Annotated in this window: 17 protein-coding genes and 2 pseudogenes; 12 read left to right on the forward strand and 7 right to left on the reverse strand. The window is 67.1% G+C overall.

Features of this window, described 5'->3' with window-relative positions; genetic code table 11:
- The first annotated feature begins 98 nt into the window (after positions 1–98).
- From LPN03_RS04260 to LPN03_RS04285, 6 genes and pseudogenes are all read left to right on the forward strand, one after another.
- Positions 99–1295, forward strand: a complete 1197-nt coding sequence (locus LPN03_RS04260; RefSeq protein WP_262453238.1) for an amidohydrolase family protein — start codon at positions 99–101, stop codon at positions 1293–1295.
- Between the two features lie 26 nt (positions 1296–1321).
- Positions 1322–2179, forward strand: a pseudogene (locus LPN03_RS04265) (DUF4031 domain-containing protein); the annotation flags it as partial.
- Positions 2180–2278: 99 nt separating this feature from the next.
- Positions 2279–2638: pseudogene (locus LPN03_RS04270) on the forward strand (ASCH domain-containing protein); the annotation flags it as partial.
- 90 nt (positions 2639–2728) lie between these two features.
- Positions 2729–3388, forward strand: coding sequence for a pentapeptide repeat-containing protein (locus LPN03_RS04275; RefSeq protein ID WP_262453239.1), 660 nt, complete (start codon positions 2729–2731; stop codon positions 3386–3388).
- A gap of 129 nt (positions 3389–3517) precedes the next feature.
- Positions 3518–4501: an aldo/keto reductase gene (locus LPN03_RS04280; protein ID WP_262453240.1), complete on the forward strand. Its 984-nt coding sequence runs from the start codon at positions 3518–3520 to the stop codon at positions 4499–4501.
- A gap of 31 nt (positions 4502–4532) precedes the next feature.
- Positions 4533–6140, forward strand: a complete 1608-nt coding sequence (locus tag LPN03_RS04285; protein WP_262453241.1) for a sialidase family protein — start codon at positions 4533–4535, stop codon at positions 6138–6140.
- Between the two features lie 235 nt (positions 6141–6375).
- On the opposite strand, the gene LPN03_RS04290 is transcribed toward LPN03_RS04285, so the two are convergent.
- Positions 6376–6864, reverse strand: a complete 489-nt coding sequence (locus tag LPN03_RS04290; RefSeq protein WP_262453242.1) for a PspA/IM30 family protein — start codon at positions 6862–6864, stop codon at positions 6376–6378.
- Between the two features lie 6 nt (positions 6865–6870).
- On the reverse strand, positions 6871–7446 hold the full coding sequence (locus tag LPN03_RS04295) for a hypothetical protein (protein WP_165181645.1): 576 nt from the start codon (positions 7444–7446) through the stop codon (positions 6871–6873).
- Between the two features lie 141 nt (positions 7447–7587).
- On the opposite strand from LPN03_RS04295, the gene LPN03_RS04300 reads away from it, so the two are divergent.
- Positions 7588–7989 carry a YccF domain-containing protein gene (locus LPN03_RS04300; protein WP_262453243.1) on the forward strand — a complete coding sequence of 134 codons (402 nt, stop codon included), beginning with the start codon at positions 7588–7590 and terminating at the stop codon, positions 7987–7989.
- Here the strand turns inward: LPN03_RS04300 and LPN03_RS04305 are convergent.
- On the reverse strand, positions 7986–8489 hold the full coding sequence (locus LPN03_RS04305) for an XRE family transcriptional regulator (protein WP_165181647.1): 504 nt from the start codon (positions 8487–8489) through the stop codon (positions 7986–7988). The genes LPN03_RS04300 and LPN03_RS04305 overlap by 4 nt on opposite strands.
- A gap of 97 nt (positions 8490–8586) precedes the next feature.
- On the opposite strand from LPN03_RS04305, the gene LPN03_RS04310 reads away from it, so the two are divergent.
- On the forward strand, positions 8587–10527 hold the full coding sequence (locus LPN03_RS04310; RefSeq protein ID WP_262453244.1) for a vWA domain-containing protein: 1941 nt from the start codon (positions 8587–8589) through the stop codon (positions 10525–10527).
- On the opposite strand, the gene LPN03_RS04315 is transcribed toward LPN03_RS04310, so the two are convergent.
- Positions 10524–11786, reverse strand: a complete 1263-nt coding sequence (locus LPN03_RS04315) for a serine/threonine-protein kinase (protein WP_262453245.1) — start codon at positions 11784–11786, stop codon at positions 10524–10526. The two genes, LPN03_RS04310 and LPN03_RS04315, sit on opposite strands and share 4 nt — an antisense overlap.
- 102 nt (positions 11787–11888) lie before the next feature.
- On the opposite strand from LPN03_RS04315, the gene LPN03_RS04320 reads away from it, so the two are divergent.
- The 3 genes from LPN03_RS04320 to LPN03_RS04330 are packed head-to-tail and all read left to right on the forward strand — an operon-like array spanning position 11889 to position 13697.
- Positions 11889–12896, forward strand: a complete 1008-nt coding sequence (locus LPN03_RS04320) for an aldo/keto reductase (protein ID WP_165181650.1) — start codon at positions 11889–11891, stop codon at positions 12894–12896.
- Positions 12897–12921: 25 nt separating this feature from the next.
- Entirely contained in the window at positions 12922–13155 is a 234-nt protein-coding gene (locus LPN03_RS04325; RefSeq protein WP_165181651.1) for a hypothetical protein, read from the forward strand.
- Entirely contained in the window at positions 13155–13697 is a 543-nt protein-coding gene (locus LPN03_RS04330; RefSeq protein ID WP_262453246.1) for a HutD family protein, read from the forward strand. Before LPN03_RS04325 ends, LPN03_RS04330 begins: the two co-directional genes overlap by 1 nt.
- A gap of 25 nt (positions 13698–13722) precedes the next feature.
- Here the strand turns inward: LPN03_RS04330 and LPN03_RS04335 are convergent, their stop codons facing one another.
- Positions 13723–13989: a hypothetical protein gene (locus LPN03_RS04335; protein ID WP_262453247.1), complete on the reverse strand. Its 267-nt coding sequence runs from the start codon at positions 13987–13989 to the stop codon at positions 13723–13725.
- A gap of 63 nt (positions 13990–14052) precedes the next feature.
- Between LPN03_RS04335 and LPN03_RS04340 the strand changes: the two genes are divergently transcribed.
- Positions 14053–15198, forward strand: a complete 1146-nt coding sequence (locus tag LPN03_RS04340; RefSeq protein WP_262453248.1) for a cation:proton antiporter — start codon at positions 14053–14055, stop codon at positions 15196–15198.
- Positions 15199–15275: 77 nt separating this feature from the next.
- Here LPN03_RS04340 and LPN03_RS04345 read toward each other — a convergent pair whose 3' ends face one another.
- Positions 15276–16970 (reverse strand): DEAD/DEAH box helicase, encoded by a 1695-nt coding sequence (locus LPN03_RS04345; protein WP_262453249.1) that lies wholly within the window; start codon positions 16968–16970, stop codon positions 15276–15278.
- Positions 16971–17295: 325 nt separating this feature from the next.
- Complete coding sequence (locus tag LPN03_RS04350; protein WP_165181656.1) at positions 17296–18306, reverse strand: Lrp/AsnC family transcriptional regulator; 1011 nt, start codon at positions 18304–18306, stop codon at positions 17296–17298.
- Positions 18307–18317: the final 11 nt, after the last annotated feature.

The following is an 18317-nucleotide window of genomic DNA, read 5'->3' on the forward strand; positions in this document are numbered from 1 at the left end:
ATGCCAGGCCCTGAAACGCCTAAGCTAATGCCATGATCTTGATCATTCCGCCGTGCCGGCATTGCTAGACGGCTCCGGGATCACGGCGGCGAACCAGCATGGCCGAGGCAGGACGGGAACCCCCGCGGTTCGCCATCCGTGCACGCCACATCTTTGACGGCACGGCAATGTTGCCCGCCAACCGGACCACGGTGGTCGTGGCCATGGGCCGTATCAGCGCCATCGAAACCTCCGGAACCAAGGTGGACGGCCTCATGCCGGTTCACGATCTTGGCGAGGCAACACTGCTACCGGGCCTGATCGACGCCCACTCCCACCTGGTCTTCGATGCCAGCGACGCGGCGGCCGCGAACGTCCAATCCGCGTCGGACCAGGATCTGGCGGACGCGATGAGCCGGAGAGCCCGGGCCATGCTGGACCACGGCATTACAACTGTCCGCGACCTTGGCGACCGGGGCTTCCTCTCGCTGACGCTGCGCGCGGAAACAGCCACCCGGCCGGCAGCGGGCCCGCGCATCGTGGCCGCAGGCCCTCCCATCACCACGACGGGCGGGCACTGCTGGTTTCTGGGCTGCGAGGCCGACGACGCCGAGACCGTCACCGCCGCCGTCGACGACCATGCACTGCGGGGAGTCGACGTTATCAAGGTCATGGCAACGGGCGGACGGATGACTCCCACCACAGCGCCACATGAATCGCAGTATTCCTTGGGAGTGCTGCGCGCCGCGGCGGAAAGGGCCCACTTCCACGGCCTGCCGACGGCTGCCCACGCCCACGGCCGGCAAGGCATCCACGACGCGCTGGCGGCCGGTTTCGACACCCTGGAACATGCCAGCTTCATGACGGCCACCGGGATGGAGCCGGATCCGGAGATCATCGAGGCGGCCGCGGTGTCCGGCACAATCGTGTCCGTCACCCTTGGCTTGTTGCCGGGCGTGCATGCCAATCCGTTCATGGAGAGCCTCATGCCCCGCATTCTTGCCCATGTGAAGAACATGGCGGACCGGGGCGTCAGGATCACGCTCGGTCCGGACAGCGGCATCAATGCGGCCAAGCCCCCCACCGTACTGCCATACGCGGTCGAGCAATTTGCCGCAGCCGGCGTAGGGGCAGCGGCCGCGCTGGAGGCAGCCACGGCGACGGCGGCCGCGGCCTGCGGGCTGGACGGCCGGGCAGGGCGAATTGCACCTGGCTGGGACGCGGACCTGCTGGCCGTCACAGGCAATCCGCTGGCGGACATCACCGCCATCCACCAGGTCGCAGCGGTCTATCGCGCAGGCGTCCGCGTTGTCTAGCGGCACCCAAGGCTTAGGCTAGGGCCATGATCTTGATCGATCCGCCGCTCTGGCCCGCACATGGAACAGTTTTCTCCCACCTGGTCTCGGACAGCTCCCTGGCCGAACTCCACGAGTTTGCCGCGGCGGCCGGCGTGACCGGGCGGGCCTTCGACCTGGACCACTACGACGTGCCGGAGCGGATCTATTCCGAGCTGGTGGCAGCCGGCGCCCGGCCGGTGTCCGGCAAGGATCTGGTCCGCGCGCTGGCTTCTTCCGGGTTGAGGGTCAAGGCGCGCCACCGCAGCAAGGCAGTGGGCACGGCACTTCAGTACCGATGGGATTCGATCCTGCCGGGGCACGCAGCCACAGGCGAGGAACTGCTTGGCCGCTGGAATGAATCCCACCGGCACTACCACTCGGGCACCCACCTCCTGGCCGTGCTGGAGGCACTGGACCTGCTCACGGACGGCAACCCCGCACGACCTGTGGTGCTGGCCGCCTGGTTTCATGACGCCGTCTACAACGGTGTTGCCGGTGTCGACGAGGAGGAATCCGCCACATTGGCACAAGTGCGCTTAAAAAACCTGGTTCCTCCCGAAGAAGCATCCGAGGTGGCACGCCTTGTCCGCCTGACGGCCAACCACTCCCCTGCGGAAACTGACCGCGCCGGAGCCCTCCTGTGCGATGCGGACCTCGCCGTCCTCGGCGGGTCACCGGATGAGTATGCCCGCTACCTGGCGGGGGTTCGTGAAGATTATGCCCACATCCCCCAACACGACTTCGACAAGGGGAGAGCCGCCGTCGTACGCCAACTACTGGCGCTCGAACCGCTCTTTCACACCATGCGGGGCCGGGAACTATGGGCCGCCCAGGCGCAAAGCAACCTCACCACCGAATTAGCACGATTGATCCAAATCATGGCAGAGGAAGGCCCCCTGATGGACTACAGCACCCTCCCGATCGCCGAGTTCGCCTTCCCCGGACCGCTTCGGGACCAGCTGGTGGCGGCAATTCTGGACGGCACCAAGACTTCCACCACGGGAACAGCCCGTGAATACGAGGTAGAGCAGGAGGAAGTGCCCAAACCCGGGGATCGCGAGGTGGTGGTCGATTCCGCAGGGAAGCCCGTTGCCGTTATCGAAGTCACTGAGGTGCGCCGGGCACGGCTGGCGGATGTGGACCTGCAGCATGCCACGGATGAAGGCGAGGGCTTCGCCACGGTTGCGCAGTGGCGGGCGGGCCACGAGGATTACTGGCACTCCGATGACATGCGTGCGGCCCTCAATGATCCCGGATTCACCGTGGATGAAAACACCATGCTGGTGCTGCAGCGGTTCCGCCTCATCGAACGGCTGGCATGAGCGCGCACGGAACCGTCCGCAGCTGGGACGATGACGTCGGCCGGTAGTTATCAGAAATCCCCCGGCACCAACGCTCGGTAGTCTTGTCCAATGGCCGCAAATTCCGCTCCCCGACCTCCCCGTCTCTCGCCCATCCGGCTCAGCAATCTGAACGAAAACGACGACTCATTCTTCGGCCCGGGGGACACCTACGACGGCCAGCGCTTTGAGCGCACGGCGTTCGACGGCGCCGACCTGACCTCCACGGATTTCCTGGAATGCCAGCTGGAGGCACCGACGTTCAATGACACCCAATTGCGCGGCACCCGCTTCCGCGACACGGTGCTGGCGGACAGTTTCGCCCCCGTATTCAAGGCCTCCCGCACCAGCTGGCGCGAAGTGGAAATCACCACGCCGCGCTGGGGTTCCGCCGAACTGTACGACAGCACCTGGCAGTCCGTGAGGATCGACGGCGGCAAACTGGACTTCCTCAACCTGCGTTCGTCCAAGATCACCGACGTGCAGATCAGCGACTGCATCATTGGCGAATTGGACCTGGGCGGCGCCAAAATAACGCGCCTGGCCTTGAGGAATTGCCGCATCGGCACCCTGGACATCCAGCAGGCCACACTGGCGGACGTGGACCTCCGGAGCACAGATTTCCGCACCCTCAACGGCGTCGGCTCCCTTGCCGGCGCAGTCATTGACGACTACCAGTTGGGCCTGCTGGCACCCATTATTGCCGCGCACCTGGGCATCACCGTCGCCTGACATGGTGAACTGCCAGCGAACTGCCAGCCCCGCACCCCTTGCCCCGCAGCGCCAACTGCAGGAGCATTTTCATGAAACCCACCGCCCGGAACGCCTCCGAACGGCCAGCCACGCGAGCACGAGGAAACCATGAAAACGATGAGATTGGGCAGCCAGGGACTGGAAGTTTCCGTCGAGGGCCTGGGCGCCATGGGCATGAGCGCGTTTTACGGGGACCGGGACGACGCCGAATCCTCCGCCACGCTGAACCGTGCCCTTGATCTTGGGGTCACCCTGCTAGACACTGCCGAACTTTACGGGCCCTTCCTCAATGAACAGCTGATCGCCAAGGCCATTGGGCACCGGCGCGGTGAATTCACCCTGGCCACCAAGTTCGGCACCGAGATTACAGACGACGGCGGCCGCGCGCCTGTGAACGGCAGCCCCGCCTACGCACGCAAAGCCTTGGAGCGTTCCCTGCGCAACCTCCAAACCGAGACCGTTGACCTGTACTATCTGCACCGGGTGGATCCCAACACGCCCATCGAGGAGACGGTGGGCGCCATGGCGGAGTTCGTCCAGGAAGGCAAGGTGCGTTACCTGGGCCTTTCCGAGGCGGCCCCGGAAACCATCCGCAGGGCGCATGCCGTCCACCCCATCACCGCCTTGCAGACCGAATACTCCATTTTTGAACGCGAGCCTGAGGGAAACGGCGTGCTGGACACCGTCCGAGAGCTCGGCATCGGCTACGTGGCCTACTCCCCGCTGGGCAGGGGCTTCCTGACCGGCAAGATCAGCACCCCGGACGACCTCCCCGAGGGTGACTGGCGCCGTGCCATGCCCCGCTTCACGCCCGAAAACCTCGCGGCCAACCTGGCATTGGTGGACCGGATCAAGGCGCTGGCCACCGACAAGGGCGTCACCGCGGGCCAGCTGGCCCTGGCTTGGGTGTTGGCCCAGGGTGTCTGCGCCATCCCCGGCACCAAGCGCCGCACGTACCTGGAGGAAAACGTGGCGGCCGCCGGCATTGAGCTGTCCGCCCAAGACCTCCAGGCCCTGGACGCGGCCGCCCCTGCCGGCACCACCGCGGGCACCCGCTACGACGAGGCCGGGCTGAAGTCCCTCTACAAGTAAGCCGCCGGAAGAAGGCCCTACGCTAGTAGGCATGACTTCCCGCCCTGAACATGTCCTGGCCCGCCGCGGCCTGGGCGGCCACCGCCAGTACCGCATCCCCGCACTGGCGGTGTCCACCTGCGGCACGCTGCTGGCAGCCTACGACGGCCGCCCCAACCTGGACGACCTCCCCAACCCCATCGACCTCCTCCTGCGCCGCAGCACCGACAACGGCCACAGCTGGGGACCGCAGCAAACCGTCCGCACCGGCACCGGCCTGGACGGCTACGGCGACCCCAGCCTGCTCGTGGACACCCACACCGGGCGCATCTTCCTCTTCCACGCCGCGGGCACGCACGCCGGCTTCTTCGAGGCGGTCGGGGGGCTCGACGACGAGGACGCCATCCAGCATGCCGACCTCAGCTTTTCCGACGACGACGGCGCCACCTGGGAACACCGCCGCCTTACCCCCATGCTCAAACGAGAGGGCATCACCGGGCTGTTCGCCGCCGCGGGCGCGGGTATCCAGATCCATGCCGGCCCGTTTGCCGGCCGCCTGGTACAGCAGTTCGTGGTCCTGCACGACGGCGAAATCAAGGCCGCGAGCGCCTATAGCGATGACCACGGGGACACGTGGACTCTGGGCGAATTCGTCCCCACGACAGGCCTGGACCGCGCCAACGAGAACAAGGTTGCCGCCCTCGCCGACGGGACCCTGCTACTGCACTCGCGCGCCACCCCGCACCGGCTCACCGCAAAATCCGTGGACGGCGGCCACAGCTACTCGCCCGCCGTGCCGCACCCGGAACTGCCCGATCCCAGCGACAACGGCTCGCTGGTCCGCTTCGACGGCCTCCCCAACGTGCCCGGCCTCGCCGTCCCGGAAACGGCAAACTGGCTCATCGCCACCCACAACCACGACTCCGCGCTCCGCCGCAACACGGTCCTCAAGCTCTCGCAGGACAACGGCGCCAGCTGGCCTTGGGCCGTGGCCCTGTGCCCCGGTAGCTCGGAATACTCCACGGCGGCACGGCTCCCCGACGGCAGGATCGGCGTGCTCTACGAACGGCAGGGCTACCAGGAAATTGTGTTCACTGCCGTCGAGCCCCGGGAGCTGCTGGCCTCTCCGGCCGCGGCCTTGACGCACGACGGCGGCACCTCCTTCGCCGGCGATCTCGCCTTGGACGTGGTGCTGCGTTCCGTCACGCCTGCGCGGCCCGAGGTGTGGCAGAGCATTGGCGAGAGCCACACGCTGGCCCAGACGGACGGCGACTGGGACCCTTCGGCATGGAAGGAAGTGGGCCAGGGCTACACGGACGACGCTCCGCAGGTGCTGTCCAACCGCGAGTCACAGGACCTCAATTACGGCCCCGCGGCGCCGGGTTACAAGGAGGGCGACCTCCTGGCCTTCAGCGGCCGGGTGGAAAATCGTGGCAAGGAATCAGCCGGCATCGCGGTCCGGGTGGACGGTGCCGCAGTGGCCGGCACGGAAGAGCTCGGGCCGGGGGCCAATGTCGCGTTCACTGCGAACCACACGGTGACGGCCGCAGAAATCGCAGCCGGGCGGGCAGACGTTTCATTCACGCTTGAATCCGGCTTAGGCACGGCAGCGAGGTCCTTCAGCTTCGACACAGCCACCGGCGACGTCACGGAGCGCTGACCAAACCCTCCCTCATCAAACGCCCCATTCCCCCACACCCTCCCTCACTTTATGGCCATTTCTCCACGACCCTCCCTCATCTTTCGCGGTTTTTCCGGCGACGCTCCCTCGCAACTCTCACGGTGGCTGTTTGCCCGCCGGTCGCCATGCAAGGAAGTGACGGAGCGTTTCGAAAAAGACAGCACGAGGTGAGGGGGCGTTGGGGAAAAGGCCGCAAAAACTGAGGGAGGATCGGTTAGGGGTCCTGGAGGTCCTTCAGGGAGCGGGCGATGTTTTGCCGGGCCTCCGCCGCGGACTGGGCGGCCTTGAGGGTCTCCGCGGTGACGTTGAAGCCGGCAACGCGGGCCTGCAGCTGGGCCAGCTCGGCGGCCAGCATGGCCTCCTGTTCCGCCAGGGCGTCGCGCTGGGAGAGGATGTCAGCCAATTGCTCGGCCATGACCACCTGCCTGCCCTGCGCCGTTTGGGCAGCCCCGGAATCGCCCGCGTCAGTGGCAGCTGAGGCCTGTGAATCGAGCGAGTCGAGGGCCTTTTGGAGGTCCGCTGCCTGGAGGTCCAGGCGCTGGCGGCTGACGGAAACGTCGGCCACGCCGCGGCGCATCCGGGCCAGCGCGGCCAGCTGCTTGAGCTGCGCGTCACCCATGGTGAGCTGGCCGCCCGCGGAGGCACCGGCGTCGTGCTTGGCGGGGCGCCGGAAAGCGCCGGCGAGGCGGTCAAACACTCCCACGGCGGCTCAGGATTCGCCGAGGTCCGTGTAGGTGGCGGACCAGTTTTTCAGCATGGTCGCCTCGATTTCCAGCGTGCGGGTGAGGTCCTTGACGTCGACGTCGGTCATGGGCGCGGCGGCTGCGGCCAGGGCGCTGCGGATGCCCTTGGAGGTTTGGGCCACCTGCTCCACCTGGCCGCCCAAGGTCTTGGCGTAGGCGGCCTGCACGGCCGGGTCCGGCTCCCTTTGCGCCACGGCCAGCTGGTTTTCCAGCACCGAGCCGGCCTGCTGGAGGGTGCGGAAAATGGCATCCAGGTTGCCTGTGTACTGGCGCGTGCTCTGGGCCACGGCCAGGCTGCGCTGGGTTGCATCGAGGGATTCCTGGAGGCGGACCCGCTGCTTCATGACATCACCCAGGGGACCGGCGGTGGACTGCGCCCGGGCCTTGAGGGCAGTTCGCTTGGCGGATTCAATCTTGGGCTTGGACAGTTTCACCAGTCCCAGGACGCCGCGGGACACCAGCACCGCAATGGTGATGCCGGCGCCCAGCACAATGGCGATGATCACTAGCGAAATGATCAGGAAAACCGTGCCGGCGTCCATCGTTGATCAGTGTCCTGCCTTTAGGGTGCGTGCCAATCCATGGTGCAAATTAGCGTAGCACCGGCGACTGGGCGAAAGATCAGGGGAACGCTCAGGGTGGTCCCTGATGGCGCGTTCGCCCGGACACGGGAGAATGGACGTGTGAAGACTCTTCTGAACATTATTTGGCTGGTATTCGGCGGCCTGTGGCTGGCGCTTGGCTACGTCCTGGCCGGTTTCGTGTGCTGCATCCTGGTCGTCACCATCCCGTGGGGCATCGCATCCTTCCGGATTGCCGGCTACGCGTTGTGGCCGTTTGGGCGGACAGTGGTGGACAAGCCCGGCGGTGCCGGCGTGGCCACCACCCTGGGCAATGTCATCTGGCTTTTGGTGGCCGGCATCTGGATTGCCATAGCCCACGTCACGTCCGCGATTGCCATGGCGATCACCATTATTGGCATCCCGCTGGCCATCGCAAACCTCAAGCTGATCCCCGTTTCCCTCATGCCGCTGGGCAAGCAGATAGTGCCCACCAGCCGGCCGTTCGTCGGGGTGTACCGCTAGCCGGGCAGGCCTTCCCGCCCCGTGTCCTGCTGGTTTGCCGCCCCCCGGCTTGCTGCGTGCCGGGCGGCGGCTTCGAGCAATTCCGAAAGCGCCCCATGCGTTGCTGCAGCGCCTTCCCTTAACTCCCCGGGGCTGACAAACTCCGCCAGCAGCGTGGTGAGTTGCGCCCTCCCCTGACCGTAGTGGCTCTTGGTGGACAATGCCGGATTGGACGCCGCGACCCCGGTCAGGGCGTCCTCCAGCACCTGGGGATCGCCAGCCTTCACGCCGTCGGTTTGGGCCAGTTCCTCAAGCCTGAGCAAGCGTCCGTAGACGGCCGGATTGCTGATTTTGACCCGTTGGGCCGTGGACAACTGGCTGAGCATGGGCGGGCTGAGCCCGATCACCTGGGCCAGTCCGGCCTGTGAGATGCGGTACGCGGAGGTCAATCGGGAAAACCGGGCTCCCAGCGGCTCCCCGTAGAGGGCAATTTGTTGCTCGACAACAGCCTGCTGATCCATCAGACTCCTTAACGGCGAGGGTTGCGCGAAACATTCGCATATGCAAATATGCTTTCAGAACAGTTGCATTTGCAAATCTACAGGAGGTTGTCCGAGAATGACACACCGAATCTGGCGCACAGCACTGGCGCTCCCGGCGGTCCTCGTCATCGCCGCCGGAGTCCCCGCCTCGGCTTTCGCTGGCACCGCCCCGGCGGGCACCGCAAGCACGGTCACGGCGAGCACCGACGACGCCTACACGCCCACCATGATCATCCTTGATGCCTCCGGCTCCATGGCCACGCAGGATGCTCCGGGTCCACGCATCGACGCCGCGAAGAACGCAGTCATTTCGCTCGTGGACCAATTGCCGAAGGGCGCCAATGTGGGGCTTGAGGTGTATGGCACCTCCACGGGTTCCGCCGCTTCGGACAAGCCCGCCGGCTGCCGCGACATCAAGATCCTCGCCCCCGTTGCCGCCGTCGACGGCAGCAAGATCAAGTCGGTCGTGTCAGGCATCAAGGCATCCGGCTACACCCCCATCGGCGCAGCCCTTCAAAAGGCCGCAGCCGCCCTGCCCCGGACCGGGCCCCGCTCCATTGTGCTGGTCTCCGACGGCATCGACACCTGCGCACCCCCGGACCCCTGCCAGGTGGCCAAGGACCTAAAAAGCCAGGGGCTTGACCTGGTGGTCCATACAGTGGGCTTCCGGGTCGATGACGCGGCCCGTTCGCAGCTGTCCTGCATTGCCTCGGCCACCGGTGGCAGCTATTCGGACGTTGCCGGGGCAAGCGGCCTGGCCAAGGCTTTGGAGCGCCGGGTCCAGTCAGCCATCAAGCCGTACTCGGCCGTGGGGTCACCCATCAAGGGCACCGAGACTCCGGCAGGTGCCCCGCAACTTCAACCCGGTCAGTATGTGGATACGGCAGCAACGCCCATAGGGAACACGCCCTACCCGCAGGCGTCTTCGAAGTACTACACCATCGACGTGCACAAGGGCGAGACCCCGTATCTGGCAGCAACCATCATCACGCCCTCCATCCCGCCCACGGGGTCCCTGCTGTCCGCCTCGCTGACACTGTCGTCATCGGACCCCGGCGCTTGCCACTTCCAAAAGATGGCGCAGTCGCTCAACCTGCTCAAGAGCATCGAATCAACTACTGTGACGCTCAGCCCGGGCGAGGTGGGAGGCCCCGATTGGCCCCAGGGATGCCCCACCGAGGGGAATTTGCTCGTGAAGGTGGAACGCGGCGGCGATGCGTTCCACGGACAGCCGCTGGCCATGGAACTGCTGTACCACGCCGAGCCGGCAGCCGATGCCTCCGGGCTGCCGGGCCCTGCAGCCAAGCAGCCGGCAATTGCCGTGGGCAACGCCGGCACCGCAACACCCATGCAGGCCGGCACCAGCTTCAACGATGCGCCACTGCTGAAACCGGGCAGCTACGCCGACTCGATAGTTCCCGGCGAATCCGTGTTCGTCAAAGTGCACTTGGAGTGGGGCCAGCGGCTTGCATACGCGTTCCACACGGGCGTTGCCCCGGGCTCATCCGGGCTGGGCGCCATCCTGGCCAGCTCAACCGCCAGCAGCCCGCTGCGCACCGACCTGGCCCTGAGCGAAACCACCGGTACCAATGCGTCGACAGATCTGGGCAGGCGGCCGGTCACCTTGTCCGGCTCCGCCCTGGTTCCCGTTGAATACAACAACCGCCAGTCGCCTGATGCAGGAATCCAGGCCTACGCGATCGACGGCGACTACTACGTTCGCTTGAAGACCGGACTTTCCACCACCGCCGGACAGTCCCCCGCCATCCCGTACACGCTTCAAATCGACGTTGTGGGCTCGCCCACGCAGGGCCCGAGCTACGCAGCAGCTGCGGGCCCCACCGATGCCCCGTCGACAACCACGCCAAGCAAGGGCCAGTCACCCTCTTCGCCAGCCGCCAGCGGAGCGCCGGCCGGAAATGCCAGTTCCGCCACGCCCTGGGTGTGGATGGGTACCGGGGTTGCCGCGCTGCTCGCCGTGGCTGCCGCCTGGCTCGTGTTCCGCCGTCGTCCTTAAGGGTGCCCGTCAGGGCCAAGCCACAGATAGCTGCCCCCCTGGCGCGTGCAAACCATTCGCACCCCGTTGATGGTGGTGGCGTTGCCTTCCTCCTGCCAGCCGCAGCCCGGGTTCGCCATGCCGGACGGCGGGACGGCGGGGGTCGAGGCCGTTTGCCCGGGATGGGGAGCTGGCTGCTGTGCCACGTTGCCGTACAGCTCCACGGCACCAATGGCCCCCGCGGCCAAAAGCAACACTCCGACGCCGGTCCAGAGCAGGGCGGCCCTGCGCCTCACCCCGCCAGTCGACGGCGACCATGGCCGGGCCGCCCGCCCCGCACCAGTCCCCGCGTCAACGATCCGCCCGCCCTCCACGAAGGGCCCGGAAATGACCCGGGTTTCCGGGGGCGCCGCGGGGACGTCTCCAAGGTCCGTGGTCCGCCCCGGCGGATGCCCGTTGGAGGCCAGCTGCTCAAGGACCTCCACGGGTTCGCCGTCCCGGGTCCGCGGCTGATCATCCCTGCCGGCAGCAGCCAGCAACGCCCGGGCAGCCGTGGCCGACGGCGGCCGACGCGCAGGATCCGGCTCCCGCAATGCACCCAGCACTGCCCGCAGCGCCGGGTCCCGCACCTCCGCGCCCTCGCGGTGCCCTGCCAGATCAGGTTCCACACCGGACAGCAGCGCCTCGGCAAGCTGGCCCGCCGCGTACAGGTCCTGCCCCTGGTGCGGCCCGGACAATCCCCGGCTTACCTCCGGGGCCAGGTAGCCTGGCGTGCCGAACACGGCGCCGGTTTCCGTCAGGCGCGGATCCTTCAACCCGACGGCGAGGCCAAAATCTGTCAGCAGGATGTCCATCCTCCCGGAACCGGTGGGCTCCAGGAGGACATTGGCCGTTTTCACGTCCCGATGGACCAGCCCCGCACCGTGAACGTGCTCAAGGGCTTCCAAAAGTTGGTCAAGGACCACGGCCGCAGTGCCCTCCGCCAGCGGCCCATAGTCGCCCAGGAGGGTGCTCAGCGGGCCTCCTGAGACCAGTTTGCTCGCTATCACGACGGCATCGTCCTCGGCAGCCCAGGCATACGGGGCCAGCACATGGGGCCCAACAACCCGGATCGACTGCTCCCGGACGAAGCGCAGCAAATCGCCCGCATCCCTGCGCCGCAACACCTTCGCGGCGCACTCTGTCCCAGTGCGCCGGTCAAAGGCACGCCAGATCACGCCGCTTCCCCCTCGGGCGATGGGATCCTCCAGCGCAAACCGCCCGGCAATCACGTCGGTCATGGTCTCCATTATTGCCGCCACGGCCTTCCCCCGGTCAAAGACGGGGTGATCCGGATGCCGGTGCCTACCCGCAGCTGCCCGGAGCGACGTAGCCTTGAGCCCATGAACAGGATCCTGCTTGGAGACAATCTTGAAGTGAGTCCGCTGGGCTTTGGCGGCATGGCACTGACCCCCGTCTACGGCGCGGTGGACCCGGCGGAGGCCCTCCAAACCCTCCACCATGCCGTGGACGCGGGCGTGACCTTCATTGACACGGCCAACATCTACGGGGGCGGTTCCAATGAGGAGCTCATCGCCCAGCTGCTGAAGACCCGGCGGAACGAAGTCCAGCTGGCCACCAAGTTCGCGCTGGTGGGCAGCCCGGCCACGGGATATTCGGACATCCGCGGGGACGCCGCCCACGTCAGGGAAGCCATCGACGAATCCCTCCGCAGGCTCGGCACCGACTCCGTTGACCTGTACTACATGCACCGCCGCGACGTCCGCGTGCCCCTCGAGGAGACCGTTGGCGCCATGGCGGAACTGGTGGCGGCCGGCAAGGTCCGCCACCTGGGCCTGTCCGAGGTCACCGCGGAGGAGCTCCGCACGGCCCACGCCGTCCACCCCATTGCGGCAGTCCAAAGCGAATGGTCCATCTGGAGCCGCGACGTGGAGGCCCATGTGGTCCCCGCCGCGGCCGAACTCGGCGTTGGGCTGGTCCCCTATTCCCCGCTGGGCCGCGGCTTCCTCACCGGCACCATCCACGCGCAGGACCTGGGCCCGGGCGACTTCCGCCACAACATCCCCCGCTTCGCCGAGGGCGCGCTGGAGGCGAACCAGCAAATGGCCGACGCCGTTCGGCAGGTCGCGGGCGAACTCACCCGGGCGCTGGGCCGGGAAACAACGCCGGCGCAGGTGGCCCTGGCCTGGCTGTACGGGCAGGGCCGGGCCTTCGGGCTTGCCGTGGTGCCCATCCCCGGCACGCGGCGGGCCGAACGGATTGACGAAAACCTGGGCGCACTGGCCCTTGAGCTGAGCCCGGCGCAACGGGAGGTCCTCGGGAAGGCGGCGGACGCCGTCGTCGGTTTCCGTGCCCAAGACCCAAGCTGGGTTTCGCAGGGGCGTGAATAGGTGCGAAACCGCGTAAGCTGGGGCCATGCGCAACAAAGCCGATTGGCTGGACATCGTGGTGAGCTTCGCCAGTTTTGCGGCCATGATCATGGTCCTGTCCCTGGCCCGCTTTTCGCTGCCCCTGAAGATTTTCCTGGCGTTTGGCGTCTCGATTGCGATCACCAGCGGCTGGGCCTACTACAAGCGGAAAACACGCAAGCGCCGCTCCGACCCCAAGCGCCTGCACGTTTACAGCGTCAAGAACGTGGACGACAAGTAGTGGGGATCATTCGCTACGCGGCGTTGAAGGCTGCCCCGTGGGCCAATGGCGGCGGTGTCACCCGGCAGGTGGCTGCGGGCCCGGACCCCGCGAACTGGGACTGGCGCATCAGCATTGCCGAAGTGGCCAAGGCCGGCGCGTTTTCAGCGTTTCCCGGCATGGAGCGGATCATCACCATCATTGACGGCGAACTCATTGCCTTGACCGTGGACGGTGCCGAACGTGCCGTGGAAAAGTTCCGCCCGTTCCGCTTTTCCGGGGACTCCGACACCTCCGCCACCCTGCCCACGGGCGCGCTGAAGGACCTCAACCTCATCACCCGGCGCGGGGCCTTCGCGGGCCACGCCACCATCCTGGAACTGTCCAAGAAGCGCCCGCACCCCGTGTTTGCCGGCCAGTATGCCGTGCTGCTGCAGGGATCGGCCACCGTCTCGCCTGCCGATGAGGCGCTGGCCAGGTTTGACACCGTGGTGGGTTCCGATGACGCTCCGGAGATTTCCGGCCGCGGCTTCCTGGCCGTGCTGAGCATCGACCCGGCCTGACCTTCGCCCGGAGTGGTCCAGCGGGCTAGGACGTGCCGTTCCGGTCCCACACCACGCGGATCTTGACGCCGCCGCGCGAGGTATGTTCCACGTGAGTTTTGATCTGGGCCTGCGGCGCGCCCATCTCGGCGATCTTGTGCTCGTAGTCAGCCACCAGCACGGCCAGTGACTCGTCCGTCCACTCGCCTTCGGGGACAAGGGTTGAAATCTCCACATCGTCTGACGCCATGGCCGTAGCTCCCGTCACTAGCTGCGCCAGCACCCCTTGCAGCGGGCTGGCTGTGAACTCCACGCTAAATCCTTCGGGGCGGGCGTGCAATAGGCTATGGACCACCATCACGTTGCAGGAGGCGGCATGGGTTTTCCGGGGTTGGCACTTATTTGCGTGGCCGCACTGCTGGGCCCGCTCCTGGCGCTGCCGCGCAAGTGGCACATCCCGGTGGTGATCGGCGAGCTGCTGGCGGGGATCATCGTCGGGCGCACCGGGCTGAACCTGGTGAACCCGGCCGAACCCACCTTCACGTTCCTAGCCGACATGGGCTTTGCGCTGGTCATGTTCGTGGCCGGCACCCATGTCCCCGTCCGTGACAGGCAAATCCGTGCGGCACTCGGCAGCGGCGCCGTGCGGCTCCTGGCGGTGGCCGCCGCGGCCGCTGCGGCCGGCATCGGCCTGGCGGCCTTGTTCGGCAATGGTCATGCTCCCCTCTACATTGTCCTGCTGGCGTCTTCCTCCGCCGCCCTGGTGCTGCCAATTGTGGGCTCCTTGAAGCTCTCCGGCCCGCCTGTGCTGGCCATGACGGCGCAGGTGGCCATGGCAGACACTCTCGCCATCACGGCCCTGCCCCTGGCACTCAACCCGGCAACTGCGGGAAGGGCAGCTCTTGGTTCGGCGGCCGTGTTGGCGAGTGCCGCCGTCGTTCTGGTGATTTTGCGCCGGGCGGACCGGGAGGGGCTGCAGCGGCGCATCCACAGGCTCTCCGAGAACCGCAAGTTCGCCCTGGAACTCCGGTTTCAGCTGGCCGTGCTGTTCGCGCTGGCCGGGCTGGCGGTCTGGAGCCATGTGTCGATCATGCTGGCCGGGTTCGCGTTCGGGCTGGCAGTTTCGGCAGTGGGCGAACCGAGGCGCCTGGCACACCAGCTCTTTGCGCTGACCGAGGGGTTTTTGGGGCCGCTGTTTTTCCTGTGGCTGGGCGCGTCCCTGGACCTGGGCGAGCTGGGCGCGCACCCGCAAATGCTGCTGTTGGGCCTGGCGCTTGGAGCGGGGGCCATCGGAGTGCATTCGGTGGCACGGTTTTTCGGGCTGCCGCTGCCCCTGGGCGTGCTGTCGGCATCACAGCTAGGAGTGCCGATTGCCGCCGCGACCATCGGGCTCCAACAAAACCTGCTGGCCCCGGGCGAACCCGCGGCGCTGGTCCTGGGCGCCCTGGTCACCATGGCTGCCGCCACCGTTGCCGGGGCCGTGCAGTCCCGGGCCGGCGCTGCGGCTGGCGCCAAGGGTTAGGCCGGCGCTGCGCAGCCGTTAACGCACGACGCCGGCACCCCAGTTGGGTGCCGGCGCGTTGCGTTAAGCGGTGGGGACTAGCGGCCGCGGCGCTGGTTCGAGGCAGGGGCCGAGGCGCGGCGGGAGCCGCCGGCGCGGGCCGGGCGACCGGAGCCGCCGCCGTTGGCGTTGTAGCTGCCGCCGGAGGTGCCGCCTGTGTTGGAGGACCATACGGCTCCGGTGCCGGCAGCGCGGGATGCGCTGCGCGGGGCGTCGTTGCTGTGGGAGGAACCGCGGTGTGCGGAGCCCTGCGGGGCGCGGTTGCTGCGGGCCACATCGCCGTCACGGGCGGGGCGTCCCTCGCCGGCCGCGCGGGCCGGGCGCCCGGCGCCGCCAAAGCGGGCCGACTGCGGCTGGCCTTCACGGCGCTCCGAGCGGTTGCCTGCGGCAGGGGCGTCGGCGGAAACGCGTCCACGTCCGCCGCGGCCGCCACGGCCGCCGGCGGTGGGGGCTGCGCCCGAGCGGGCGCGCTTGCGCTGGGCGTTGGCACCCGTGGAGGTGCCGCCGCCTTCGGCCGGACGCTTGGCTGCCAGGAGGGCCGCGCGGGTGCGGGGGTCAATCTTGTCGGCGACCTCGCCCACCAGCTTGGCGATGGTGGGCGAGCTGGCGGTGACGCGCTCAAAGTTCACGTCGACGCCGGCAGCCTTCATGAGCTTCTTCACATCGCTCTGCTGTTCGGGCAGCGTGATGGTGACGACGATGCCGTCGTGGCCGGCGCGGGCCGTGCGGCCTGAGCGGTGCAGGTACGCCTTGTGCTCCGTCGGCGGGTCAACGTGGATGACCAGTTCGATGTCGTCAACGTGCACGCCGCGGGCGGCAACGTCGGTGGCAACCAGGACGCGGACGTCGCCGGAGGAGAATTCGGCCAGGTTCCGGTCGCGGGCGTTCTGCGACAGGTTGCCGTGGAGATCGACGGCGGGGATTCCGGCGTCGGTCAGGGTCTTGGCGAGCTTGCGGGCGTGGTGCTTGGTGCGCATGAACAGGATGCGGCGCCCGGCACCGGAGGCCAGCTCAACGATGACCTGCTTCTTGACGGTCTGGTCGTTGACCACCAGGACGTGGTGCTCCATGGTGGACACGGCGGCCTTGGGCTCGTCCACCGAGTGGGTGAGCTGGTTGGAGAGGTAGCGCTGGACGATCTTGTCCACGCCGTTGTCCAGCGTGGCGGAGAACAGCATGCGCTGGCCCTGCGTGGGGGTGGTGTCCAGGAGGCGCTTCACCACGGGCAGGAAGCCGAGGTCGGCCATGTGGTCGGCCTCGTCCAGGACCGTGATCTCAACGCTCTCCAGCGACACGATGCGCTGCTTCATCAGGTCTTCCAGGCGGCCGGGGCAGGCGATGACAATGTCCACGCCGGCGCGCAGGGCCTTTTCCTGGCGGGCCTGGGACACCCCGCCGTAGATGACCGTGGTGTTCAGGCCCATGGCCTTGGCGAGGGGCTCGATGGTGTTGTTCAGCTGGGTGGCCAGCTCGCGGGTGGGGGCCAGGACCAGGCCCATTGGGCGGCCGGGCTTGCGGAAGTACGGCGCCTCGCGCTCGGCCAGCCGGGCCACCAGCGGGATGGCGAAGGCAATGGTCTTGCCGGAGCCGGTACGGCCGCGGCCCAGCACGTCGCGGCCGGCGAGCGTGTCCGGCAGGGTCTTGACCTGGATGGGGAACGCTTCCTCAATGCCCTGTGCGGCGAGTGAGTCAGCGATTTCCTTGGGCGCGCCAAGGGCAGCAAAAGTTGTCATGTAAAGAGAGAATCTTTCGTAAGGCGGTTCAACGGCCCACGGTCAGTTTTGACAGCGGGTTCGCCGATTCAATGCCAGAGCGTGTCAACCACCACCCAAAAAGCGGGCCCGAGTGCGGAATCGGTGGGACAAGTTGAATGCGTTCATCGACGCAGAATGCGCAAGATACGCATTAAGTACTCCCATACTAGCAGTGGCACGACGCCGGATGGTCACCCAGGTGGGGCATCTCACCTTTTGTCACTTGGCAAGTGGAGCACCGCAGGCGGCCAATCGTGCGCCACTTGGCAAGTGGCGCGCCGCCAGGGTCCAATCGGGCTCCACTTCATGGGGTCACCGCCTCCAGCGCGGTGCCGTCCGGGCGCAGCGTCCAACCCACCCGCTTGGCGCAGGCCAGCATCACCACGCTTTCCTGCAATTCAATGCCGGGAATGTTTTGCGTCAGCGTCAGCTCCACGTCCATGATGTCGGCCACCGAGTGCAGCCACATGATGATGGTGAAGTTGCTTTGCCCCGTGGTTGATGCGATGAACCTCACATTGCGCAGCTGCCGAAGGGTTGACGCAGCGGTCTCGTGCTGACCTGCCGGCACCTTCGCGAACCATTGGCACGTGATGGGATAACCGGAGAGCGACTGGGCCATCTCGCACCGGAAGGACACAATGCCGGAAGCGACAACCTTGTTCAGCTGCCGCTGCACCGTGGCGGGTGCCCGGCCCAGTTCACGGGCCATCGCGGCCGCCGAGGCCCTGCCATCACGGGTCAGGAAGGGCAAGAGGTCAAGGTGGCTTTGGGGCAGGTGCACCGAAGTTCCCCGTGGTGCCCATGCGGCGCGGGACAGGACCTGCATTTGCTGCTGCTGGGCGCGGGAAAGCACATTCAGCCGCCACGAGCTGCCGTTGAAATGCTGCCTGGTGCAGAGGGAAACCTCGTAGCCAAGGACCCCGTCGATGGCACGGAGCGCCGGGACGACGTCTCCGCTGAGCTGGGCCATGGACTCGGTAATGACGGTCAGCCAGAGCGCCCTGCTGCTGGCCGTCTGTTCCAAGGTAATGATCTCCGGCACGGCGCACAGCGCTTCCACGGCCCCGGCCTGGCCCTCCATGGTGCAGTCCACCCCGATGAAGGACAGGGTGACCGCCTTCGGGTCTCCCATTCGGTGCGCCGTGACCCACACCGCCCCGGTCTCAGTCAGCCTGTCCCAGCGCGCCGCCGCACTGGTCGGGTGGACGCCCAGCACGGTGCCGACGTCGACCCACCCGGCGCGCGGCGCAATCTGAAGCGCATGGATGAGCGCAAGGTCTTCCTCGCTCAACGGTGCATGAAAATTCGTCATCGTCATAATTA

Origin of the sequence: Arthrobacter sp. A2-55 (assembly GCF_025548615.1) — a bacterium.
Classification (GTDB): Bacteria; Actinomycetota; Actinomycetes; order Actinomycetales; family Micrococcaceae; genus Specibacter; species Specibacter silviterrae.